General features: G+C 69.3%; 17 protein-coding genes. 6 read left to right on the top strand and 11 right to left on the bottom strand.

The window, feature by feature from the left end:
- Window positions 1-2 precede the first annotated feature (2 nt).
- From RUH65_RS03050 to RUH65_RS03040, 3 genes are all read right to left on the bottom strand, one after another.
- Window positions 3-4916 carry an NAD-glutamate dehydrogenase gene (locus RUH65_RS03050; RefSeq protein WP_313815727.1) on the bottom strand — a complete coding sequence of 1638 codons (4914 nt, stop codon included), beginning with the start codon at window positions 4914-4916 and terminating at the stop codon, window positions 3-5.
- A gap of 159 nt (window positions 4917-5075) precedes the next feature.
- Window positions 5076-6701 (bottom strand): ATPase, encoded by a 1626-nt coding sequence (locus tag RUH65_RS03045; protein WP_313815726.1) that lies wholly within the window; start codon window positions 6699-6701, stop codon window positions 5076-5078.
- Window positions 6702-6709: 8 nt separating this feature from the next.
- Entirely contained in the window at window positions 6710-7345 is a 636-nt protein-coding gene (locus tag RUH65_RS03040) for a flagellar biosynthesis protein FlgA (RefSeq protein ID WP_313815725.1), read from the bottom strand.
- 208 nt (window positions 7346-7553) lie between these two features.
- Here RUH65_RS03040 and RUH65_RS03035 point away from each other — a divergent pair, with 208 nt between their 5' ends.
- Entirely contained in the window at window positions 7554-7784 is a 231-nt protein-coding gene (locus RUH65_RS03035) for a helix-turn-helix domain-containing protein (RefSeq protein WP_313815724.1), read from the top strand.
- Here the strand turns inward: RUH65_RS03035 and RUH65_RS03030 are convergent.
- Window positions 7766-8329 carry a hypothetical protein gene (locus RUH65_RS03030; RefSeq protein WP_313815723.1) on the bottom strand — a complete coding sequence of 188 codons (564 nt, stop codon included), beginning with the start codon at window positions 8327-8329 and terminating at the stop codon, window positions 7766-7768. The two genes, RUH65_RS03035 and RUH65_RS03030, sit on opposite strands and share 19 nt — an antisense overlap.
- Window positions 8330-8572: 243 nt before the next feature.
- On the opposite strand from RUH65_RS03030, the gene RUH65_RS03025 reads away from it, so the two are divergent.
- Together RUH65_RS03025 and RUH65_RS03020 are read left to right on the top strand one after the other, a co-directional pair.
- The gene (locus tag RUH65_RS03025; RefSeq protein WP_313815722.1) at window positions 8573-9355 is read left to right on the top strand and encodes a hypothetical protein; all 783 of its coding nucleotides are present in this window, start codon (window positions 8573-8575) and stop codon (window positions 9353-9355) included.
- Between the two features lie 79 nt (window positions 9356-9434).
- A complete protein-coding gene (locus tag RUH65_RS03020; RefSeq protein WP_313815721.1) occupies window positions 9435-10001 on the top strand; it encodes an Rv3235 family protein in 567 nt (188 codons plus the stop codon).
- Here the strand turns inward: RUH65_RS03020 and secA are convergent.
- From secA to mtrA, 7 genes are all read right to left on the bottom strand, one after another.
- Window positions 9998-12796, bottom strand: coding sequence for a preprotein translocase subunit SecA (gene secA, locus RUH65_RS03015; RefSeq protein WP_313815720.1), 2799 nt, complete (start codon window positions 12794-12796; stop codon window positions 9998-10000). The genes RUH65_RS03020 and secA overlap by 4 nt on opposite strands.
- A gap of 105 nt (window positions 12797-12901) precedes the next feature.
- Complete coding sequence (locus tag RUH65_RS03010) at window positions 12902-14149, bottom strand: DNA glycosylase AlkZ-like family protein (protein WP_313815758.1); 1248 nt, start codon at window positions 14147-14149, stop codon at window positions 12902-12904.
- 88 nt (window positions 14150-14237) lie between these two features.
- Window positions 14238-14918, bottom strand: coding sequence for a ribosome hibernation-promoting factor, HPF/YfiA family (gene hpf, locus RUH65_RS03005; RefSeq protein ID WP_313815719.1), 681 nt, complete (start codon window positions 14916-14918; stop codon window positions 14238-14240).
- 162 nt (window positions 14919-15080) lie between these two features.
- Window positions 15081-16028 carry a phosphoribosyltransferase family protein gene (locus RUH65_RS03000; protein ID WP_313815718.1) on the bottom strand — a complete coding sequence of 316 codons (948 nt, stop codon included), beginning with the start codon at window positions 16026-16028 and terminating at the stop codon, window positions 15081-15083.
- A gap of 164 nt (window positions 16029-16192) precedes the next feature.
- Window positions 16193-17935, bottom strand: a complete 1743-nt coding sequence (locus tag RUH65_RS02995) for an LpqB family beta-propeller domain-containing protein (RefSeq protein WP_313815717.1) — start codon at window positions 17933-17935, stop codon at window positions 16193-16195.
- Entirely contained in the window at window positions 17935-19716 is a 1782-nt protein-coding gene (mtrB, locus tag RUH65_RS02990; RefSeq protein ID WP_313815716.1) for an MtrAB system histidine kinase MtrB, read from the bottom strand. The genes RUH65_RS02995 and mtrB overlap by 1 nt, the downstream gene beginning before the upstream one ends.
- A gap of 1 nt (window position 19717) precedes the next feature.
- Window positions 19718-20395, bottom strand: coding sequence for an MtrAB system response regulator MtrA (gene mtrA / locus RUH65_RS02985; protein WP_313815715.1), 678 nt, complete (start codon window positions 20393-20395; stop codon window positions 19718-19720).
- Between the two features lie 228 nt (window positions 20396-20623).
- On the opposite strand from mtrA, the gene RUH65_RS02980 reads away from it, so the two are divergent.
- From RUH65_RS02980 to RUH65_RS02970, 3 genes are read left to right on the top strand one after another with little or no spacing between them, the layout of a single operon-like run.
- Entirely contained in the window at window positions 20624-21994 is a 1371-nt protein-coding gene (locus RUH65_RS02980) for a hypothetical protein (RefSeq protein WP_313815714.1), read from the top strand.
- A gap of 21 nt (window positions 21995-22015) precedes the next feature.
- Window positions 22016-22711 (top strand): DUF4129 domain-containing protein, encoded by a 696-nt coding sequence (locus RUH65_RS02975; RefSeq protein WP_313815713.1) that lies wholly within the window; start codon window positions 22016-22018, stop codon window positions 22709-22711.
- The gene (locus tag RUH65_RS02970; RefSeq protein ID WP_313815712.1) at window positions 22708-24027 is read left to right on the top strand and encodes a DUF4350 domain-containing protein; all 1320 of its coding nucleotides are present in this window, start codon (window positions 22708-22710) and stop codon (window positions 24025-24027) included. The genes RUH65_RS02975 and RUH65_RS02970 overlap by 4 nt, the downstream gene beginning before the upstream one ends.
- Window positions 24028-24191: the final 164 nt, after the last annotated feature.

Here is a 24191-nt window from a genome sequence, read left to right as displayed (position 1 = left end):
TTCTACTGGGCCGTCACCGATCGCAGTTGGCGCAACGCCACGGAGAGGGAGGCCAGATCGTCTGAGCCCGACTCGCGGATCTCTTCGAGGAAGCGCTCGGCCCGCTCCAGCCGGGTGGCGTTCCCCTCCTCCCACGCCTCAACCAGAGAGGCTCCATCGTCCGATCCCGCCTCCGTCCCGCCGGCCAGGACGTGGGTGGTGACGTTGACGATCAGGGCATACAGGTCATCCCTCAAGGCAGCTCGGGCCAGCGCCTTCCAGCGTCCGCTCCGGGGCAGGTCCGTGATCAGATTGAGCATCTCCTCGGCGTCGAACCGGTCGTAGAGACGGAAGTAGACGTCCGCCACGTGCCGTGGTTCCCGTCCGATCTGCCGGGCCAGGCGGACCACGTCCAGCAGTCCGAAAGACTCGAACAAGATGGACCGGCGGTTGGCCAGGTCGGCGGGCAGGCCGGCCTCCAGGGAGGCGTCCCGCCATTCGGCGAAGCGCTCGGCGTCTTGGCCCTGCACCAGCTGGGGCAGGTCCTCCACCAGGGCCTGGAGCGGGGCGGCGTAGTACTCGACGACCGTGCCGATGCCCTCGCCCTCGGCCCGGTGGTTGACGAGCCACCGCACCGCCCGGTCGAGGAGTCTGCGGGCGTCGAGGTAGACACGGGCCTTGACCTCGCCGTCCACGCTCGCGGGCAGAGCCCGGATCGACTCGAAGTAGTCGCCGTAGCCGTAGATCTCCTTCATCGCCGAGTAGGCGGCGACCACGGTCGCGGCATCCGCCCCCGTCTCCTCCATGGCGCGGAACACGAAGGTGGTGCCGCCAGTGTTCACCACGTCGTTGGCCACGACGGTGGCGATGATCTCCCGTCGCAGCGGATGCTGCTGGATCTGTTCGGCATACCGGTCCCGCAGGGCCGTGGGGAAGTAGGCGTCCAGGGTTCGGTCATACCAGGGATCATCCGGCAGTGCCGAGTCCAGCAACTGGTCGGACAGGTTCGTCTTCGCGTAGGCCACCAGCACCGCCAGCTCGGGCGTGACCAGGGACTGGCCCTGCTCGAGACGTTCACCCAACTCGTCGTCACTGGGCAGGCCCTCCAGCTCACGGTCCAGGCCCGCATGCTCGACCAACCACTGGATGTGCCGCTCGAAGCTCGGCAGCCACTCGGACACCTTCTGCGAGTCATTGCGCAACAGGGTGTTCTGGTCGACGTTCGTTGTCAGGACCAGTTCGGCGACCTCCTCCGTCATGGATTCCAGCAGGGCGGACCTGTTGTCTGCCTCCAACGCGCCGGTCGAGACCAGCTGGTCCACCATGATCTTGATGTTGACCTCGTGGTCGGAACAGTCCACGCCGGCCGAATTGTCGATCGCGTCCGTGTTGATCAGCACTCCGGACAGGCTGGCCTCGATCCTGCCACGCTGGGTGAAGCCGAGGTTGCCGCCTTCACCCACGACGGCCGCGCGCAACTCGCTGCCGTTGATGCGGATCGCGTTGTTGGCCCGGTCCCCGACCTCGGCGTGGACCTCTGCCTCCCCCTTGACGTAGGTGCCGATGCCACCGTTGTACAGCAGGTCCACGGGAGCTTTCAGCATGGCCTGGAGTAGTTCGTTCGGCCTCAACTCGGTGGTGGACGACGGCAGATCGAGCAGCTCCCGGGTCTGCGGGCTCACCGGGACCGACTTGGCGTTGCGGTCATACACTCCACCGCCCTCGCTGAGCAGCGACGCGTCGTAGTCGGACCACGAGGACCGGGGCAGGTCGAACAGCCGCTGGCGCTCGGCGAAGGACACGGCAGGGTCCGGATTCGGATCCAGGAAGATATGCAGGTGGTTGAAGGCGGCCACCAGCCGGATGTGCTCGGACAACAGCATGCCGTTGCCGAACACGTCACCGGACATGTCTCCGATCCCCACGACGGTGAAGTCCTCGGACTGCGTGTCCCGGCCGAGGGACGCGAAGTGGCTCTTCACCGATTCCCAGGCACCCCGGGCGGTGATGCCCATCGCCTTGTGGTCATAGCCCACCGAACCACCGGAGGCGAACGCGTCGCCCAGCCAATGGCCGTACTCGGCGGAGATGGCGTTGGCGGTGTCGGAGAACGACGCCGTGCCCTTGTCCGCCGCCACCACGAGGTAGGCGTCGTCCTCGTCATAGCGCACGATCCTCTCCCGGGTGGAGAAGACCATCGCGGTTCCGTCGGCATGGCGCGACTGCTGGTCGGTGATGTCCAGCAGTCCGCGGATGAAGGTCCGGTACGCCGCCCGGCCCGCCTCCACCCAGGCTCCGCGGTCCACGGCCGGGTCCGGCAGCCGCTTGGCGAAGAATCCGCCCTTGGCTCCGGTGGGGACGATGACGGCGTTCTTGACCTGCTGTGCCTTGACGAGGCCGAGGACCTCGGTGCGGAAGTCCTCCCGGCGGTCCGACCAGCGCAAACCGCCGCGCGCGATGGGGCCGAACCGCAGGTGCACGCCCTCGACCTCCGGGTCGTACACCCAGATCTCCCGGGCCGGCCGGGGTTGCGGGGCGAAGTCGATCTCCGAGGTCGCGATCTTGAAGCTCAGGCGCCGATGCCCTTGGAAGAAGTTGGTGCGTTGGGTGGCCTGCATGACGGTCAGAAAGCCCCGCAACACTCGTTCGGCGTCCAGGGTGGCGACGTCCTCCAGGGCCTCCTCGGCCCGCTCGCGGACCTGCTCCAAGCTCTGGCGACGGGCCTCGCCCGCGTCCGGGCCGTCGTCGTCCGTGGCCGACGGGGTCGTGGGATCGAAGCGGGTGAAGAAGTAGTCGACCAGGGAACGCGTCACGGCCTCATGGGACAAGAGCGCGTCCGCCATGAAGTCGAAGGAGTTCTGCATCCCGAGCAGCCGCAGGTACTTCGCATAGGCGCGCAGTACGCTCACGGTCCGCGAGTCCAGACCCTGGGCGAGGACGAGGCGGTCCAGGGCGTCGGACTCGGAGACACCCGTGGTGGCGGCGACGACGGCGTCCTCCAGCAGCCCGGCCGTCGCCTCGGATTCGGTGCCCACCGGGTAGCCCAGCCCGAAATCGTAGAGGTAGAACTTGCGACCGTCCGCCGGTTCCACCTCGAAAGGACGCTCATCCAAGACGGACAGACCGAGGTTCTGCAGCACGGGCAGGATCTCGGTGAGCGTGCGTGGCCGGTCAGAATAGACCTTCATGCGCCCGATCGTGAGGTCCGTGACCCGTTCCTCGGCGATCCGTGAGCGCTCGTCCTGGTGCTCGGGGACGACGTGCACCACGGGCGCGCCCTCCCCCGGAAGACCGTTGAACCGGCCGATGTCCTCGAGGGCGTTGTCGATCTCGTAGGCCACCCGGTATGCGGGCGGAAAGGCCTCGTCCCACAACCGGGCGGCGTCTACGCCGGAATCGGCGCCGAATGCCTCGACCGCCTGTTCGTCCACCCCCTCCTTCCAGGATCGGACCGCCCGGACCAGCCGGTCCTCGAGGTCCTTGGCGTCCACCGGTGCGGCGCGTTCGCGCTCGCGCGGCAACCGAATGCGGAAGTACAGACGCGCCAGCACGGATTCGGTGAGTCTGACCTGGAAGTCCAGGGACTCCCCGCCCAGGGCCTCGAGGAGCACGTTCTGGATACGGCCGCGCACATCCGTGTTGTAGCGGTCGCGGGGCAGGAAGACGAGGGCGTTCATGAACCGGCCATAGGTGTCCGGGCGCAGGAACAGCCTCGTGCGGCGGCGTTCCTGCAGCTGCAGGATCAGCCGGCAGGTCTCCCACAACTCATACACGCCCACATGGAACAGTTCGTCACGCGGGTAGGTCTCGAGGATCTGCTGGAGTTCTGCTCCGGAGTGGGAGTCCTGCGGGAAGCCGGAGCGGTGCAGCACCTCGGCCGCCTTCTCCCGCACCAGCGGGATGTCCTCGAGGGACACCGAGTACGCCTTGGGGTCCCACAACCCCACGAACCGGCGCTCTCCGGTGACCTTGCCGTCACGGTCATAGGTCTTCACCGCCACGTAGTCCATGTAGGCGGAACGCTGCACCCGAGAGCGCGAATTCGCCTTGGTGATGATCAGCGGGATCGGGCGCTCGATCTGGTTTCGACCGGCGATGGACAGCGGCGCCGGCGGCGTGGTCGGCCGTCGGCGGAGGATGCCCAAACCGGTGTCCTCCACGGGGACCAGCACCTGGCCGTTGTCCCCACTGTGGAGCACGTACTCGCGGTAGCCCGTGAACGTGAAGTGGCCGTCCTCCATCCAGTTGAGCAGCTCACTGCTCTCGCGGACGCCCTGCACGGTCGCCGGTGCATCGTGCGTGAGGGTACGGGCGGCGGTGAAGGCGGCCGCGCGCATGCGGTCAGCATCGGCGATGGCGGCGCGCACGTCCGCCAGCGCGTGGCCGAGGCCCTTCTCGAGCCGGGCCGCCTCCTCGTCGTCCAGCGGGCCGACGGTCTGCACACCGATCCAGGACTCGACTCCGGTGTGTTCGCCCTCATCGGCGACCAGCGGCCCGAGGTCGGCGAGCGCTGCCGTGGTGTCACCGCTGGCGGTGCCCTGCTGGGTGGGGACGCGGTGGACGGCGGTCAGCTGCCCGGTGTCCTTGGCCCGATGGGTGATCACGGTCGGATGGGCGACCATGCGGATGGCGTGTCCCTGACGGGTCAACTCACTCGTGACGGAGTCCACGAGGTAGGGCATGTCCGCATGCACGATCTGCACAAAGCCGTGGGGCCGGCTGGGGGTCACTCTCACGACGGCTTCGCTGGTGCCACGGCCGGCGGCCATCTCCACGTGCGTGGCGACGAGCCGCTCACGCGTACTCGGGTCCAGCTCGGCCAGGTCCGCCTCCGAGACGTGCTCGAAGTAGGCGCGGGCCAGGTGGTCGAGACCGACGGGGGCGTCCGGGGTGCCGGCGGCCTGCTGATCGGTCCACAAAGGGGTTGACGACGACATCTGGGGGGTGTCCTCTTCCATCGCTGCAGCTGTACCGGAGGCACCGGGTCTGAGCCGGGTGCGACCGGATGAGTGGAACGTCCTTGGTCCACTAAAGCGAGCCTAACGGCCCGCAGGTCAAAGCGTGAACGACGTGCCCGCTGCAGAGCGGTGCGGGGCTCAGCTGCGCCGCAGCAAGGTCCGCAGACCCGGCCCGAGGGCGGCCGTGGCGGATCTCGTCTGCACAGTTCCGGCGGCCGTACCGGCCAGCCGGGCCACGGCGCGGCGCAGGGCCGACTTCGGTGCGGCCTCGGCCAGCACCTGTCCGCCGAGCAGTGCACGGTCCAGGGCCCGGCGGTCCCAGGGCAGGAACCCTCCGACAGTCCAGGACCCGCCGAAGCGGTCGAGGACGCCGGTGATCTGCGATTGCGGGGCCACCCCCGAGGCGTCCGGCCGGACCTGGTTGACGACCACCTCGACCTGGCTACGCTCCATGGTGTCCACATGCAGGCCCAGTTCGTCCAGGCTGTGGATGAGCCGGGGCAACCCTACCGGGTCACCAGTGCCAACGGCCAGGATACGGTCCGCGGCGGCCAACCCCGCCAACGTGGCCGCGTTGCGCTGTGGAGCAGGGATGTCGAAACTGAGTTCCTCATCCTCCTCCAGGCAGAACCCACAGTCCAGCACGATCTCGTCCCAGCCGGCGGTGGCCGCCGCGAGCACGTCGTCCAGGGCGGCGCGGCGCAGTTCCGGCCACCGGTCCGCACGGGTGAGGCCCGTGAGCACCTGCAAGGTGGTCCCGGCCACCCGCGCCCGGAGCGCTGATCGTCCGACCCCCTCCGGGGAGATCCCGCCCTGGTCGGCGGTCCGGCATGCTTGGGCGATGCCCGCGGATTCGTCCAGCAGACCCAGGTGGATGCCCGCGGAGGCCGCATAGGTGTCCAGATCTATCAGCAGGGTGTTGCGCCCGGAGAGCGCCAGCTCCACCGCCAGGTTGACGGCCACCGTGGTGCGGCCCGGGCTTCCTGCGGGGCCCCAGACGGCGGTCACCCGCGGCGGTGCCGCGGGTTCGGTGGCACTGCCCCCGGGGACCAGGGGCTCCGGCTCGTCGCCCCGGTCGGGGGGTACCTCCGTGTCCGACTCGTCGATACGGTCTGGCGCCAGGTCGCCTGGCACGGCCGGGCCGGTGTCTGCCCCTCGTGCGCTTTCCCCTCCGGCGCCATCCCGCTCTGCCCCGGCCCGGGCGGTTCCAGCCGCCGTGACGGCGGCGGACTGAGCCTGGGCATGGTCGGCTCCCGCACTGGGGGCGAGCGCCTCATCGTCGCCCGGGTGAGCCGGCGTCGTCTGGTGCTCGGGCTCGGTCAGGTCGTCAGCGCCGTTCCGGGCGGACCGGCGGCCGCGTCCGCGTGGCCCGGGTTCGGCCGTGACACGCTGACGTTGCTGGTCCTGGGAGGCTGCGTCGGCCAGCAGCCTCGCCAGGTCCTCGGGTGCCAGGTCAGGGACGGCCACCGGGATACCCAGTCCGCCGAGGCGGGCGCGTTCAGCGGCCACCTCGCTGAGCGCCACCACCGCGGCGGTGCGGGAACTCGCGCCTCCGGCCCTCAGGGAGTCCAGGAACGTCAAGGTGAGTTGATCGGTGTCTCCGGCCACGAGTACGACGTCTGCCAGCCCCGTGCGGGCCATCGAGATCAGTTCGGCAAGGCTCTCGCAGCGGCGGATCACCGTGACAGGTCCACGCAGTCGCTCGAGTCCGGAGACATGGTCGAAGCCGGGCATGATGGTGGTGGCCACCGAGACCTTGCGCACGTGCACTCCTACTGTCCCGCAAGCGACGGGACCACGCTGATACGCGCGCCGTTGCCCTTGGCGTCCAAGACCTGTGGCAGTTGCTCCGGACCCACGAGGATCTGCACGTTCATCCCGCCCGTGGAGCCGAACGAACCGGTGGCCTCCGTGATTTCAGCCAGTTCGGCGGACGGGGCGACCAGTTCCGGTTCGCTGAACCCCTGATTGCCGTCCTGGGCAGCGATCCACACGTCCACGCGGGCCCCGGAGACCGTTCCCTCAGGGAGCGGGTCGGCCACCGTCAGGGACACGGCCTGCCGAGACTGAGGGTCCACCCTGGCCACGGCGCCGGCCGGGAGCAGTTCGCCCTGGCGTACCGTGCCCACCACCGCCCCGTCCCCGGGGAACGGCTCGTCCGCAGGGAGGTAGTCGTCGGCCGCGTCACCCAATCGGGCCTGCACCACTGTCAACTGGTCGGTCTCGACCACGCTGCCCGGAACCAGGTCCTGCCCGGCGGCCCAATAGCCCTCCGAACGGTCCAGTGACTGCACCAGTGCCACGATGCCGGCCACCGACAACAGCACCAGCAGGAGCCCGGCCAGCAGCCGGGGATCCTTCCACCCCGGCCGCGTGAGCCGCGGAGCCTCCGCCGTGTTCGTCGCCACCACGGGCGTCCTCCCTCTCCGGTCCGGCAGCCCCATTCGCCGCCGACATCCCCGACCACCTTATCCAAGGCCGGCGCCGCACAGGCCAGGGTGTGGACAAGACGGGGTGAACCGAGTGGACCGCACCGCCGCTGTGGACAACCCCGGCACGGAAGGTGACCGTGGAAGAATGGAGGTGACCAATGCCCGCATTCGACCCGGAGGACCCATGCCGCGCTTCCTGACCCTGACCGATGTCGCCGAGGAACTGCAGGTCTCCATGGCGCAGGCCCGCGCGCTGGTGCGCAGTGGGGAGCTGCCGGCCATCCAGATCGGCGGTCGTGGCCAGTGGCGGGTGGAGCAGGTCAAGCTCGACGAGTACATCGATGACCTCTACGTGCAGCAGGCCGCCAAGGCCGAGGCCCGAAAGGCCGGTGCACCTCAGACCGAGGACGCCTGAGCCGAACGCACCAGGTGGATCGCCTCGAAGGGGATCACCCTGAGTCCGCGGACATTGCGCCCGCGCCGCTGCTCGTCCCGAGGGTGGACGGCCAGGTCGAGGTGGTCCAGTCCCACCCGGTCGATGGTGCCCTCCCCGAGCAGCCGCCCGTCCCGGCCGGCGACCACGAGAGCCACGCGGGCACGGGACAACGACCGGTACAGGGAGCCGATGCCCAGTCGCCGCCGCCCGGCGGATGCTTCCGGAACCACCACGGCCAGGGGGCTGTCGATGGCCACCACGGTGGCGAGATTGACCACCAGGCTCCCGCTCCGGTCCGTCCCACCGACCCACGTGGACCCCACGGTGGATAGGGTCAACTCCAGTCGTTGACCGTCCGACAGCACGAGCGTCAGCGGCGTCCCCACCGCACCGCGCAAGCGATCGATCAGGGCGATCGCGGATCGCTCGCCGCGCGTCATCTCGGCCGCCTCGGCCTCCGTGTCCTGCCAGTGCCCCTGGGCCAGCTGGGCCTCCAGATCGGCGAACAGCCCGTCCCATCTCATCTGCCCAGCCTAAACGGGTGCACCGACCCCACCAGCCTCGAGGGGCAACGGGCCGTCGCGGCAACGCCCCGGAATCCGGACCGGACCACACACGGCGTGGATCCAAACGTTGTCAAACGCCATCAAACGTTCTTACAAAATCTCTACACCCACCTATTGACATCTTTAGTCGTCTATTGTTGCCTTAGTCCATCAAAGAAAAGCGACGGGCGCCCAGAGCCCTCGTGACTGAAGGGGCACACCGTGAGTGCATCGTCTGAGAACCGCCGCCCGGCACTCCGGGGCGAGGACCTGATCCTGACCCTGCTGTGCACCGTGGCCGGACCATTGCTGTGGTGGTTCGGCTCCACCGGGCTGGGAGGGGCCGCGCCGGGCGCGGGCCTGCCCCTCGTCGAGCGACTGGTGGCCTCCCTGTGTGCCGGAGCGGGCGCCGTCGTCGCCGCTTGGTGGTTCTTGGCCGTGCTCGGCACCGCCGTGGTGGCTCTGGGTCACGGGACCAGGTCGCTCCTTCTCATTCGCTTCGGCAGCACACTCTCCCCCGCTTTCCTCCGCCGGGTGGCGGCGTCCGTCGTGGGAGTCAACCTGTTGCTGGCGCCCGGGGCCTGGGGGGCCGCACCGGGTTCCGCCGTTGAGCCACTCCCGGCGGCCCAGGCCTCCCCAGCGCGGGAAGCCTCGGAGTACACGCCCTCCGCCCTCCCCCACCCGGGTTGGCTCTCGGCCGCTTCGGCTTCCCGGCCGGACGAGCAGCCCTTGCCGTCACCCACGTGGAAACCCTCGGCCCCGGTGCCGACCGCGCCCGGTGCACCTCGCTCAGGCCAGCCCGCCACGGACGACGCCAAGACCGTCACGGTGCGCCGGGGAGATTGCCTGTGGGACATCGCCTCACACGAACTGGGGCCCACGGCCACAGACCTGGAAGTGGACGGCCGATGGCGCCAGTGGCATGACCACAACCGCACCGTGATCGGCAGCGATGCCGATCTACTGATCCCCGGCACCGTCCTCACGGCACCACCCCTGAGCTAGGCCGCGCCTCTTGCCGCACGCCGGGCCGAAGCACCACCCAATCCCGAACATGCTCGATCCCAGTACAACCGGAGGAACCATGACGACCTTGACCACGGCAGCAGCGCAGGCCCCGGAGCGGACTCCAGCCCTGACCGTCACCGCTGTCCCCGCGGCCCTGCCACCCCTGGACTCCGTAGCCGGATCCACCCTGGGGCTGGCCTCCCGGCCATCCCACAGTCCGCAGCACGCGGCGTGGGCGCCCCGGCAGCGGCCCCTCGAGGGGACCACGACGGCCGAGCGTGCCCAGGCCGAACGCCGGCGGGAGGAAGAACGCCACGTCCGTTCACTGGCACGGATCGTGGCCCTGGCCTGCGTGGAGGCCGAACTCGGACTTCGGCCGGCACGTCAGCTGTCCGCATGGCTTGACCTGGCCACCTACCAGAAGATGATCCGTCGGGCCGATTTGGCCCACCGCCTGCGGGCCACCCGGACGGATGGTCCCGCTGCGGCCCCGAAGGCTCTCGGGGCCCGTGCCTGCCGCCTGGGGCAGGAGGCCTACGAGGCCAGTGCCACCGTCCAATTGCCCGACCGCGCCCGGGCCATGGCCCTGCGCATCGAGAAGCACCGCAACCGGTGGAAGGTCACGACGCTGGAACTGGGCTAGCGGCGGCTCTTCTTGGACTTCTTGACACCGCGCGGAGCATTCTTGGCCCCGCCGGCCCCGCCGGCCCCGTTGCCGGAGCCGTTCCGGCTTGCCTCGTCAGCGTCTCCTGCCGAGGTCTGCCCGCCGGTCGCCCCATCAGTGCGGCGTACCTGTGTGGTGACCTCACCGGAGTCCGACGGCGCGGAAAACCGCAGGGTGGACGGCTGGCGAGGCGCGTCGAGGCCTTTGACGTTCAAGACCGGCGTCATCGTCGCGGACCTGGCGTCCTGAACTCCGGGCAACGTGGTCGGAGCAGGAGCGGCCTGCACCTCCAGGTTGAACAGGTAGCCGATCGATTCCTCCCGGATGGCCTCCATCATGGCCTCGAACAGGATGAAACCCTCGCGCTGGTACTCCACCAGGGGATCACGCTGGGCCATGGAGCGCAGCCCGATGCCCTCCTTGAGGTAGTCCATCTCGTAGAGGTGCTCCTGCCACTTCCGGCCGATCACCGAGAGCACCACACGGCGCTCCAGTTCGCGCAAGGTGTCCGGCCCGATGGCCTTCTCCCGGTCCTCGTAGGCCAGCCTGGCATCGGAGACCAGCTCGCGCTTCAGGTCCTCGGCCTTGAGCTTCGTCAGGCCGCCGGACTCCTCCACCACCTCGTCCACCGTGACGCCCACCGGGTACATCTGCTTCATATCCGTCCAGAGCTGGTCCAGGTCCCAGTCGCCGGCGTGCCCGACACCCGTGGCCTCATCCACCACCGTGGAGACCGCATCTTCGAGGAAATTCTGGATCTTGGACCGCAGGTCCTCCCCCTCCAGGATGTGCCGGCGGTCCGTGTAGATGGCCTCACGCTGGCGGTTCATCACGTCGTCGTACTTCAGCACGTTCTTGCGCTGCTCGGTGTTACGCGATTCGACCTGCTGCTGAGCATTCTGGATCGCCCCGGACACCATCTTCGACTCCAGCGCCATGTCATCCGGGACGGAGGCGGAGTTCATGATGCGGGACGCGGCACCCGGGTTGAAGAGGCGCATCAGGTCATCGGTCAGCGAGAGGTAGAAACGGGATTCGCCCGGATCACCTTGGCGGCCGGAACGGCCGCGCAGCTGGTTGTCGAAGCGCCGGGACTCGTGGCGCTCCGTGCCGAGCACATAGAGTCCGCCGAGTTCGAGGACCTCCTCGTGTTCCTTCTGGACGCCCTCCTGGGCGGCTGCCAGGACCTCGTCCCACAGTTCCTCATAGCGTTCGGCATCCTCGACGGGATCCACGCCACGCTTCTGCATCTCGTCGACCGCGTTGTGCTCGGCATTGCCGCCCAGCATGATGTCGGTACCGCGGCCGGCCATGTTGGTGGCCACCGTGACGGCCCCCTTACGGCCCGCCTGAGCCACGATCGACGCCTCACGAGCGTGGTTCTTGGCGTTGAGCACCTCGTGCCGGACGCCGTTCTTGGCCAGCAGCTTGGAGAGGTATTCGGACTTCTCCACCGAGGTGGTGCCCACCAGGACGGGCTGGCCCTTCTCATGCCGCTCGGCGATGTCCTTCACCACCGCGTCGAACTTCGCCACCTCGTTCTTGTAGATGAGGTCCGTCTGGTCCGCGCGCTGCTTGGGCTTGTTGGAGGGGATGACCACCACCCCGAGCTTGTAGGTGGACATGAACTCGCCGGCCTCGGTCTCGGCGGTACCGGTCATGCCGGACAGCTTCTCGTAGAGGCGGAAGTAGTTCTGCAGGGTGACGGTGGCCAGGGTCTGGTTCTCCGCCTTGATCTGCACGCCCTCCTTGGCCTCGATGGCCTGGTGCATGCCCTCGTTGTAGCGGCGGCCGGCCAGGACACGTCCGGTGTGCTCGTCCACGATGTTGACCTCGCCGCCCAGCACGACGTAGTCCTTGTCCTTCTTGAACAGTTCCTTGGCCTTGATGGCGTTGTTCAGGTACTGGATCAGCGGGGTGTTGGCGGACTCGTAGAGGTTGGAGATGCCCAGCCAGTCCTCCGTCTTCTCGATGCCGGGCTCGAGCACACCCACGGTCTTCTTCTTCTCGTCGACCTCATAGTCCTCGTCCAGGGTCAGCTTGCGCACCAGCTTGGAGAACTCGGTGTACCAGCGCGAGGCATCGCCCTGGGCCGGGCCGGAGATGATCAGCGGAGTGCGGGCCTCGTCGATGAGGATGGAGTCGACCTCGTCGACGATGGCGAAGTGGTGGCCGCGCTGGACGAGTTCGTCCTTGGACCAGGCCATGTTGTCCCGCAGGTAGTCGAAGCCGAACTCGTTGTTCGTGCCGTAGGTGATGTCCGCGGCGTACTGGGCGCGCCGGGTGGCCGGATCCTGGTTGGCGACGATCACGCCGGTCTCCAGGCCGAGGAACCGGAAGACACGGCCCATGAGCTCGGACTGATAGCTGGCAAGGTAGTCGTTGACCGTGATGACGTGGACGCCCTGGCCGGAGAGGGCGTTGAGGTAGGCCGGGGCGGTGGCCACGAGGGTCTTGCCCTCACCGGTCTTCATCTCGGCGATGTTCCCGAGGTGCAGGGCCGCCCCGCCCATCAGCTGGACGTCGTAGTGACGCTGGCCGAGGGTGCGTCCGGCTGCCTCACGCACAGCGGCGAAGGCCTCGGGCAACAGTGAGTCGAGCGACTCGCCGCCGGCGATCCGCTCACGGAACGCTTCGGTCTCTCCGCGCAGCTCGGCGTCGGACATCTCGAGGAACTCGTCCTCGAGGACATTGATGGCGTCGGCGAATCCCCTCAGGCGCTTGAGGACCTTCTTGTCCCCGGTCTTCAGGATTCGTTCGATGAATGATGCCACGTGCCTAGACTCCCTGTTCCCCGGTGCACCGGGTGCGTCGGTATGCGTTGCGCTCGGGTACCCCGGTTCGGCCAGCAGCCACGGGGATACCCGCACAGTCTACGGTCAAATCTCTGGGAGCTTCCTCCATGCCCTCCGCAGTTCCGCTGGCAGGTCTCCGTCGGCATTCCCCTCCACCGCCACGTCCTCCAGGCCCAGCCAGTCGGCCAACTCGCCCAGTTCGGCGGCCAACTCCACCACCACCTGCCCGACGCCGGCCGCCCCGCTCTCCGCCCCGCCCGCGTTCCCGGGACCGCCGGGAACCGCGGCCGGGTCCTCGGACCAGGCACCGCGCACCAGCAGCACCTTGCCGGCGCGGTCCGCTTTGAGGTCGACCTGGGCGACCAGCCGCTCCCCGAGCAGGAACAACAGGGAGTAATAACCACGGGTCCGTTTCGGCGCGGGGGTGTAGATCCCCAGGCGGTACCGGACGCCGAACAGCGCCTCGACCCGCGGCCGGTGGAATACCAGCGGATCGAAGGGACTGACCAGGGCCCGGCCGGTCGCGGTCCTGGGCGTCACCGCCTCGGCATGGCGCCACGCCGCCATGGTCGTCCCGCGGAGACCCGGCAGCCGGACCGGTTCCAGGACGCCGGCGTGGTGCAGTTGCACCGCTGCGGCGCGTGCGGCCATGACGGTGATCCGGTAGTAGTCGGCGAGGCTGGCCTCGGTGGCCACCCCGAGGGCCCGCGCGGCGGTGTCCACCAGCTCCAGGGCCGCCGCGTCACGGTCCGGCACCTCGTCCGCAGGGTCGATGGCCGAGGCCGGCACGAAGCGGCGTTCGAAGTGGGGATTGCGTCCAGCGCTGGCGATCTGCCCGGAGGCGAACAGGTCCTCGAGGACCCGCTTGACCACGGACCAGTTCCAGCCCCAGTGTCCCTGGTGGCCGCCGTGATGCCCCAGTCGGTCCTCGACCTGCCGCGCCGTCAGCGGGCGTGAGGCGGAGAGCAACGCCAGGATCTGGTGCGACAGCTCATTCTTGATCTGCGCGTCCAGGTCCGTGGCGGTCATCCAGGTACGCCGTTGGACGGCCACGAGCGCCGGGCGCAATCGGACCGGGACCAGGGAGGCCTCGTGGGCCCAGTACTCGGTCCACGGGGGGCGCCCCTGGTGGGACGACCGATGGGACAGCCGGTCCAGCAGAGCCGGATCATAGGGGCCCAGCCGGCTGAAGAGAGGCACGTAGTGGGCCCGGGCGAGAATGCTGACGGAGTCCACCTGCAGCACGCCGAGCCGGTCCAGTGTCGATCTGACCTTTCGTGCACCCGGCGGGCCCGGCCGGCGTCGTCGGTGGATCAACTGGGCTGCCAGCACCGTCCGGCGGGCTTCCGAGTAGCCGAGCACCGGACCGCCCGGCCCCTCGGGACCGGGCGGTCGTCGTCCGCGGCGTGGTGCCAAGGACTCAGACGGTTGCGGCTCGATAGTGAATGTCCTCTTCCTGCACCTCAGCGTCAGGATGGTCGGCATCGAGCGCGATCACACCGTAGCTCCAGCCCTTGCGGCGGTAGACGGCGGACGGCCGGCCGGTGGACTCGTCGATGAAGAGGTAGAAATCGTGTCCGACCAGTTCCATGGCATCGACAGCGTCGTCGACGCTGACGGGCGTGGCTGGGAAGACCTTCTTGCGGATCCGCACGGGGGCCTCGCCGTCGTCCTCCGGTGTGGAGTGGTTTTGCGCGGCCTGGTCCGCCATGACCTGCTCGACCAGTGACTGCCCCGGTTGGACCAAGGGCAACGCGGCCGTCGCATCCGCCACTGAAACCCGCTTCTGGTGACGGTCCTTCTGCCGGTCACGGAGGCGCCTCAACCGCTCCAGGAGCTTGCCGAACGCCAGATCGAAGGCGGCGAACTTGTCGTCAGCCTGGGCCTCCGCGCGAATGACCTTGCCCTTGCCGTGGACGGTCAACTCCACGGTGAGCTTCTCGTCCGAATGACGGTGGTTGGCCTGCTTGGTGACCTTAATCTCCAGCCCCTGAGCGCGTGTGGATAGCTGCTCGATCTTGCTGAACTTCTCCTGGGCGTAGTCCCGGAACCGGTCCGGAAGGGAGACGTTGCGGGCAACGTAGCTGACGTCCATGGTCATGATGTCCTCCTAGGAGCCTGACGGCTATTCGAACATGTGCGTGCACCGTGCGGCCGGCCCTGCGCCGGCCCCTTAATGCACCTCGGCGGCGGGAAGAACTCCTCCTTCCAGCCGCCGAAGACGATCCCCGAGGGGCCCGTTGCCCTCACCCTAGTACTTTCTTCACGCCGAGTTAAGACCTTCGTCAGGTGCCGTCCCCGGTGCGGTCACCGCGGCCACCACCACCGCGCCCACCGGCCGGATTCCAGCCTGCTCGAGGGCATGCCACGTGGCCGCGAGCGTGGATCCCGTGGTCATGACGTCGTCGAACACCACCACGTTGCGTCCGAGACCGCGGTGGGCCTCCGCGGCGAAACGCCGGGTGGTCCGGAACCGGTCCCGTCCGCGATGGCGACGCTGCCGCGATCCGGCGCCCGCATGACTGCTGCGGGTTCGGAGGGTGTCCACGAGAGGTCTCCGCCGGTGCGCCAGCCATCCGGTGGCCACCTTCCAGCCGGGTGGCAAGGCGCCGGTCAGCAGTTCCTCCACAGGGTCATAGCCACGTCCGCGGAATCCGGCTGTGCTGGCGGGGACCGGCACCAGGGTGAACGGGCCCGGTGCCTCCAGCAACTGCGAAGCGGCGGCCAGTGCCCGGTGCACGGCCGGGCGCAGGTACCCGGCCACGGCCGTGCGGCCGTGGTCTTTGAACGCCAGGAGCGCCCGCGAAGCCTCCGCCCCGTAACGTGCGGCCGCCACCACGGGCACCGGCTGCAGGGACGGCTCCGGGACGCCCAGGGGCATCGGCGGGTTTCCGTCCTCCGCAGAGGCCGCCGGCGGGACCACGCCGCCGGGCGACCTGGCCGGCGGAGGCCGATGCGGGGTCCGGACCGCCCCACCCGGGTAGAGCGGCAACGCGGCTGCGTCGCGTTCCGCCCTGAAGGGGTGGAGCAGTTCGGTCACCAGCCCCGGGACGCATTCTGGGCACACCGTGCCGTCCTGCCGTCCGCAGAGGACGCAGAGGCTGGGCATCAGCAGCCCTGCCAACTCGCGTCCCGATCGTGCCAAGGCACGAGACGCCGGCGCATGGACCAGCCGGCCCAGCCCGACGGCACCTCCGGACGGGAGCCTCATGATCCCAGCCTGCACCTCGTGTCCGAGGTCGGGGGCACCAGGCAGGTCCCGCTGTGGATGACACGCCCGGGAGGCCTCGTCCGGATGAGGAGAACCCCGAGGCCAGGGGCAGCCGTGGCGGGCCGGGCTGGACCATCGAGGCAGCCGGGGAACGCCTTAGCGAGTCAGCCGGGGAAGGCCATATCGTGGGCCACGGCCCCGGCCTGGGACCGCCACGTGGATCCGGCCAGGGTGTGCACCGCTTCGGCCGTCTCCGCATAGATCGGGTTGTCACCGGGGCCCGTGGAGAAGCCGGTCATACCCAGCAGCGGCCGCAGCGTGTCGAGCGAGCCGTCGAGTCCGACGAGCTGTGCCTCCACCGATGACGTGCTGGTGGCGGCCACCAGCAGCCTCTGGTCGGAGACCCAGTTGACGTCGCTGACGGGCACCGTGGGCTCCAACCGGACCGGCGAACCGAGTCCGCGGGGGACTCCCTCCGAATCGCGGATGACGCCAGAGAGGTACAGGTGGGACGACTCCCCCTCGCCGGCCACGATGGCCGCCCGCGTGCCATCGCGGGAGATGCGCAAGGCCTGGACGGTGCGGTCGCCGAGCCATTCTGCGCTGATCTCCAGGGGTGCCTCGTCCTGGCCGGCGGTCTGCAGGGCCATAATGCGGGTGCCGTTGGCGTGGTCCACGGTCCAGGTCCAGCCGGATGAGTCGAAACTCGGCCGCGTCAGATTCTCCCCCTCCAGCTCGAGTTCCTGGGATCCGTCCGTACCGGCGGAGACCATCTGCGTCCGGTCGCCGTTCAGGAACGCGAAACGAGTGCCGTCCAGGCTCATGGCGGGGTCCACCGGCCCGCCGTCGATGTCCAGCTGCAGGCCACCCACGGGGACCGTGGCGTCGCCCTCGAAGTAGACGAGTTCCCCGTTGGCGACGGCGACCTGGGTGGAGCCCACCCCGGGGTTGATCTGGGCCGGTTCGAAGTTGTCCGCCACCGATCCCAGGTCGAGCGGGTTCAGACCCACGGACATCTCCACGCTGGAGACGTTGTTCAGCCCGTCCAGTGTGAGCTCAAGCTGTTGCTGCATCCGCTGCCGCATCAAGGGGTCCGCGCTCTCGACCGTCTGCTGCGTGAGATCGACCTTGGCCGAGCCGACGTCAACGGGAACGGAGGGACGCGACAGCTCCGAACCAGCTTGGAAGGCCGTCCGCACGGCGCCGTCCAGGTACGGTGCGGGCCCGTCCAGCAGGGCGCCGACGATGTCCGCCGCTGAGCCCGACCGGTTGAGGAACCACCGTAGGTCCGGCACGGCGTAGGCATAGGACTGGTCGTAGAAGTACAACTCATGTGAGGCGAAGAGGGCTCGGAACTGGGCGGACTCCAGCATCGTGCCGCCCGGCGCCTCCGCGATCCTCCATTGGCCGTCCTCCTGGGTCAGGGCGAAGCCCACGGCCTCGGACGTGTTGGCCGGCATCCGGTTCATGATGCCGCGCTCATCCACCACCGAGTCCACCTCGATCTGGACCTCGTACTGGTTGTCCTGGGCCGACGGGACCACAGTGGGTGTCTCGTTGTAGACCAGGGTCCGGGCCTCCGGGTTCCACGCCTCGGCGGCGTCCTCCGTCAGGAAATCACGGGCCGTGGCGTAGTCGTCCTGGGTGCCGGTCCCGGCGGTGAGGAAGCCGCGGATGATGTCCTCCGGGCTCGCGTCCTCCGCCGGGCCTGCCGGGGTGAAGGAGTAGTTCACCTGGTTGTCGGCACCCGGCAGGGGGTCAGAGGTGCCGACTGGGCCACTCTGAGGCAGATGGGCACAGCCGGTCAGCAAGAGCAGTCCGGCGACGAGTGCGGCACAGAGGGCGGCCATGGGACCAGGGGTGCGGGCCCGTCGATCGCGGTCCACGGTGCGCTGGGGATCAGTCATCAGGATTCATCCTCCGGCCGTGGGGTCTCCGGGCGTGGCTGGTACAACGACTGCTCGTGGATCCGGTCCGGCATCACCTCACCGTTGAGGTGCGCGGGTTCCGGGTTCTCCAGCTCCAGCGGCAGCCGGCGTTGGGACTCAGGGTAGACGGGCGGCAGGTCCAGCGGCGCGCTGTCCCCGACCGTGCCACCACTGCGACGCGGGATGGTCAGGCGGAACGCCGAACCGTCTCCGGGCGCACCCCAGGCGTCCAGGCGCCCGTTGTGCAGCCGGGTGTCCTCCGTGGCGATGGACAGGCCCAGTCCAGAGCCGCCCGTGGTGCGTGCCCGGGCCGGATCCGCCCGCCAGAACCGGTCGAAGACGCGAGAGGCCTGATCCTCGGACATGCCGATCCCGTGGTCACGGACCACCACCGCCACCGTGTCCTCCCCGGCCCCGACGATCACGTCGATGGGACGGCCCTCGCCGTGCTCGATCGCGTTGTTGACGAGGTTGCGGATGATGCGTTCGATGCGGCGGGGATCGACGTCCGCCGTCACCTCCATGTCCATCGGGACGACGAAGACGGCCGTGTTGGCCTTGTGGGCCAACGGCTGGGCCGTGAGGACGACGTCGGTCGCCACGTGCAGGATGTCCGTCTCCTCCGGGGCCATGGTGGCCGCCCCGGCGTCGAAGCGGGTGATCTCCAGCAGGTCGGCGAGCAGCGCCTGGAATCGTTCGACCTGGTGGTAGAGCAATTCGGTGGAGCGGCGGTTGATGGCATCGAACTCATCCCGGGAGTCATAGAGCACCTCGGCCGCCATCCGCACCGTGGTCAGGGGCGTCCGCAGCTCGTGCGAGACGTCCGAGACGAACCGCTGCTGCATCTGTGAGAGTTCCGCCAACTGAGTGATCTGGTCCTGGATGTTGTCCGCCATCCGGTTGAAGGACGAGCCGAGCCGGGCCATCTCATCCTCACCGTGGACGGGCATGCGCACGGTCAGGTCGCCGGAGGACAGGGACTCCGCGGTGGACGCCGCCTGGCTCACCGGACGGACCACGGACCGGGTGACGTAGACGGCGATGAGGGAATTCATCATCACCAGCATGGCCCCGGCGACCACGAGGACTCGCATGAGGTAGTCCAGGGTGTCCTGGACACTCGAGAGGTCGTACACCATGTAGAGCGCATAGATGTTGCCGGGCGGCAGGGTCACCTGGGTGCCGAAGGCCAGTCCGGGACTCGTCCCGCCGTCCTCGGCCGGCAGGCTGATGGACTGCCAATAGGTGCCGTTGTCCCCTTGGACCGCCTGGGACAGTTCGTCCGGGATGACGTCCGTCGACAGCCCGGAACTGGACTTGGGCCCCACGAAGAGATTCTGGGCCTCCTCCAACGGGACCAGGAGCATATCCCGCACCACCGTGGCACCGGTGTCCCCGGCCAGCTGGTTCAGCGTGTTGGTGACCAGCAGGTCGGTCGACTCGGAGTCGTTGGTGGCGGCGTTGTCGAAGATGGACCGGGCCTGGTTCAGGCCGCGGTTCGATTCGGCCTCGACCTGATCGAACCGGGACTGGAACAGGCCGGAGGTGATCTGCTGGCTCAGGAAGAGGGCCAGCACACCGGCCGCCACGAGGGTCAGCACGGCGGTGATCGCCACGGTGCGCAGCTGCAGGGATGCGTTCCAACGGCGTCGCAGGGACCTCAGCCACCGGCCGATCACTCCACGGACCCCGGTCCCCGCACCCGAGTCTGAGCCGACGGTGTCCGCCTGCTCGGGGGCGGTGACGGTGCCCGTGGTCAACTCAGCTCTGACCGGCCTTGTAGCCGACGCCGCGGACGGTCAGGACGACCTCCGGGTTCTCGGGGTCCTTCTCGACCTTGGAACGCAAGCGCTGGACGTGCACGTTCACCAGCCGGGTGTCCGCCTGGTGCCGATAGCCCCAGACCTCCTCGAGCAGCATCTCCCGGGTGAAGACCTGCCACGGCTTGCGTGCCAGGGCCACGAGGAGATCGAACTCCAGGGGGGTGAGCTGAATGGCCCCGTCGCCACGGGTGACCTGGTGGCCGGCCACATCGATCGTGAGGTCGGCGATCTTCAGGGTCTCCGGGGCGCGGGTCTCACCCTCACGCAGCCGGGCGCGGACGCGCGCCACCAGTTCAGCGGGTTTGAAGGGCTTGGGCACGTAGTCATCGGCGCCGGCCTCCAGGCCGCGCACCACGTCCGAGGTGTCCGATTTGGCGGTCAGCATCACGATCGGGGTGTCCGACTCGGCCCGGATGACCTGGCAGACCTCGATTCCGTCCATGCCGGGCAGCATCAGGTCCAGCAGCACCACGTCGGGCCGGGTGGAACGGAACATCTCCAGGGCCTGGGATCCGTCCGCACAGAACGTCGGTTCGAAGCCGTCGTTGCGCAGCACGATGCCGATCATCTCCGACAGTGCCTCGTCATCATCGACTACGAGAATTCTGGCCTTCACCGGATTCGTCCTCCCCTGACTGAAATTCCCGTCGGATGGGTCCCGCCCACCGACGCCACCGCCCGGTGGCCCCGAACGGACCAGACCGAACGGCCATCCGTTCCACCTTATCCGACAAGGAGGGATGCGGCCGATATAGTCAGCCCTGGAGGTGGACGCGCCGAACTGACATCGGTGGATCCACCCGCCGAAGGCCCGCGACCGCACGACCATCAGGGGGACCCTCCAATGAACGAGAACGAGGTCCCGGGCCCGGGCCCGGACCAGCAGCCAGCCCAGCAGCCTCAGGAGCCGGGCCGGCAGCCGCAGCAACCAGCCCCACCGGCGCACCAGCCCTGGGGACCATCGCCCTACGGTCCCGCGGTCAGCCAGTCCCCCTATGGCCAGCCCTCCTACGGCCAGTCCCCCTACGGTGCCTACGGCCAGCCCGCGAGCCACCAGAACCCCTACGGTCAGCAGCCCGGATACGGGACGCCGTCACGCCGGCCGGGCATCATCCCGCTGACACCCCTCGCCCTCGGCGACCTGCTCAGCGGCTCTTTCGCCGCCATCCGCCGTAATGCGGCAGCCGTTCTCGGTACCGCTCTGATCGTGGCCCTGATCGAGATCGTCGTGTCCATCTTCGCCACCAACGTGCTCTTCGACGCCACCTACAGCATCATCCTCATGGAGGAGGGCGGCCAGGACCCCTTCCTCGGTGACCCCCTCACCAACCCGGTCTTCGGCCAGGTGTTCGGATCGATCGCGCTGCTCTTCCTGGGAGCCTTGCTCGCGGCGCTGGCCGGCATCATCGCCAATGGCGTCCTGGCCGTGGTGGTCCTCCGCTCGGCCGCGGGACTCAAGACCTCACTGGGCCAGGCCTGGAGGCTGACCGGCCGTCAGATCTGGTCGCTCATGGGCCTCGCACTGATCTACCTGATCGCCGGGGCCATCGTCTTCGCCCTGTTCATCGGCGTCATCGTGGGACTCATCATCGCGGCGGTCAGTGAGGATGGCGGCCTGGCCGGACTGATGGGCATCCTGCTGTTCGTCCTGACCGTCGCGTCGGTCGTCCTCTCCGTGTGGCTCTACATCAAGCTGGTGCTCGCCGCGGCCGCCTCCGCCGTGGAGCTCAAGGGACCGTTCAAAGCCATGGGCCGCTCCTGGTCCCTGACCCGCGGCCACTGGTGGCGGACCTTGGGCGTCATCCTGCTCGTGGCCGTCATCATCGGCATCATCACCTCGATCATCACCACGCCGTTGTCCATGATCGGCGGCGTGTTCGCCCCGTTGGATCCCACCACCTCGATGGAGGAGATGATGGACTCCACGCGATGGTGGACCCTCCTCAGCGTGGCCGTCTCATCACTGGTCAACGCCCTCGCCCTCGTCTACAGCTCCTGCCTGGTCGCCCTGCTGTACATCGACTACCGGATCCGGCACGAGAGCTTCGACCTGGACCTCGCCGCGGCCGCCGAGGCCGCCGGGGCGGGCGACGATGAACGCTTCAGCACGGTGCGGGATGTGCAGGCAGCCGCCGGAACCGACCAGCTGGTCCCCGGACGCCATCCCTCTGGTCCATCCACTCCCACCGGCCCGACCGGTCCGGCCGGGCACTGATCCCTGCTGCGCTGGCCTGAGATGACGGCGAGGACCGCACCGGGCGCCCCGGCCGGCTGGGAACCGGACCGGGACGAGGCCCGACGCCTGATCGAGGAGGAACTGGCCCGGCCGGAGTACGCCCAGGCCGAACCGAATCCCCTCCTGGAGTGGCTGGGCGGGATCCTGTCCGCGGCCCTGGAGTGGCTCGGCACCCTCGGTGGTGCCGCTCCGTCCTTGCCCGGCTGGGTCCTGCCGCTCATCCTGGTGGCCGTGGCAGTCGTCGTCCTGGTGCTTCTGCGCCCCCGCGCCACAGCGGCCGCGCGGGCCCGGCGCGCCGCCGCCGTCCTCTCGGACCGGACGGTCACGCCGGAGCAGCACCGCCGGATGGCCGAGACCGCCTTCGCGGCCGGCGACCACGGGGCGGCGCTCGTCGCCTGGTTCCGCGCCCTCGTGCGGCACGCCGAGGAACGCACCGTTCTGGACCCGCGCCCCGGACGCACGGCGACCGAGGCCGCACATGGCCTCGGAACAGCCTTCACCACGGAGCGCCGGGCCCTGGAGGCCGCCGCGGACGCCTTCAACGCCGTGGTCTACGGCGATCGCCCGACGACGGCCGCCCGGGCCACGGATGTCCGTGACCTCGACGCCCGGTTGGCCACCATGCCGCCGGACACCACGCCGCCCGGCCCTCTGCAGGGTGCCGCAATGTCCGGGAGGATGGTGGCTCCACGATGACGACGAGAGCCACGCCGACCGCCGACATCCAGCGATCCCAACGGACCGCCTCCCCGGCTCAGGCCTCCACTCCTCCGGGCCCCGCCGTTCCGGCCACCGGTCAGGCCCTGTCCCGGTGGCTGCGGAAGGCCTGGATCTGGTTCGTCCTGGCCGCCCTGCTGGTGCTCGTGGCCCTGCCCTCGATGCTGCGCCAGAATCCGGACACGCGCCAGCTCTCCCCCTCGTCGCCCGCACCGAACGGCGGCCAGGCCGTGGTGCGCGTCCTCCAGGCCCAGGGCATCACGGTGCATCCGGCCGAGTCCCTCGAGGAGGCCCTGGCGCTGGCGGAGGAGCACCCGCAGGCCCCGGTGCTGTTCCACGATGCCGCCGATCACCTTCCCGAGACCGGTCTGGACCGGCTCTCCGAGGAGGTCGCTCCGGAGCGGCGGGTGCTCGTCGAGCCCGGCTTCCAGGCCCTCGGCGCCCTCGCCCCCGCGGTCGCCCAGGCAGGTCAGGTACCCGACGGCGACCCCTTGGCCTCCGGAGAGGGCTGCGGACTGCCGATGGGCCGGGAGGCGCAGACGATCGGGGCATCGGGCCTTGCCTACCGGAGCGCCGGGGCGCAAGCCTGCTTCCCCGTCCCCGGAACGGAATCCGGCTCCACCACTGATCCGGCCCACGCAGTCCTGGAGACCGCCGACGGCACCGTGGTGATCGGTCACGTCGGCGTGTTCGCCAATGAATCCGCCGACGCCGAAGGCCATCCCGTGCTCGCCCTGTGGTCCCTGGGCCGGTCCTCAGACGTGGTCTGGTACCTGCCGGGACTGGCCGACGTGGCGATCGATCCGGGCCCGCCGACCATGGACCAGCTGTTGCCCGACTGGGTCCGCCCCGCGGGGATCTGGCTCATCCTCTGCCTGGCGGTGCTCATGCTGTGGCGCGGGCGGCGGCACGGGCCCCTGGCCGTGGAACCGCTGCCCGTGATCGTTCCGGCCTCGGAGACCGCCGTGGGCCGGGCCCGGCTCTATGAGCGTTCCGGCCAGCACGGCTCAGCAGCACGCGCGCTGCGCTCGGCCACGCTCCTGCGGCTGTCCCGGGCACTCCGCCTCGGCCACGGTGCCTCCGTCGAGGCCCTGGTGACCGCGGCGGCCCGCACCACCGGCCGGGAGCCACGTCAGGTGGCCGCCGTCCTCGACGTCAGCCACGTGGCCACGGCACGGGAGCTCGTCTCGGCAGGGCGGGGCCTCCTGGACCTCGAGGACGCCGTGCGAGCGGGCCTCACCACCGACCACGCCGCAGCAGAACAGGCATCCGACTCCGACGGAAGGACACCATGACCACCCCGTACCCCGAGCATTCTCCGGCCGACCCGGGGGCCTCAGCCACCGCGGCGACCACGGCCACCGCGGCGACCACGGCCACCGCGGCGACCACGGCGACCGCCCATCGGACCGACGACGAGCTGCGCCACGCCTTCGGCCGCGTCCGCGAGGAAGTGGCG

It is taken from the genome of Citricoccus sp. (genome assembly GCF_032154715.1).
In the GTDB taxonomy this organism is placed as follows: Bacteria; Actinomycetota; Actinomycetes; order Actinomycetales; family Micrococcaceae; genus Citricoccus.
The sequence above is the reverse complement of the archived record's forward strand: the minus strand, read 5'-3'. Positions and strand labels throughout refer to the sequence as shown.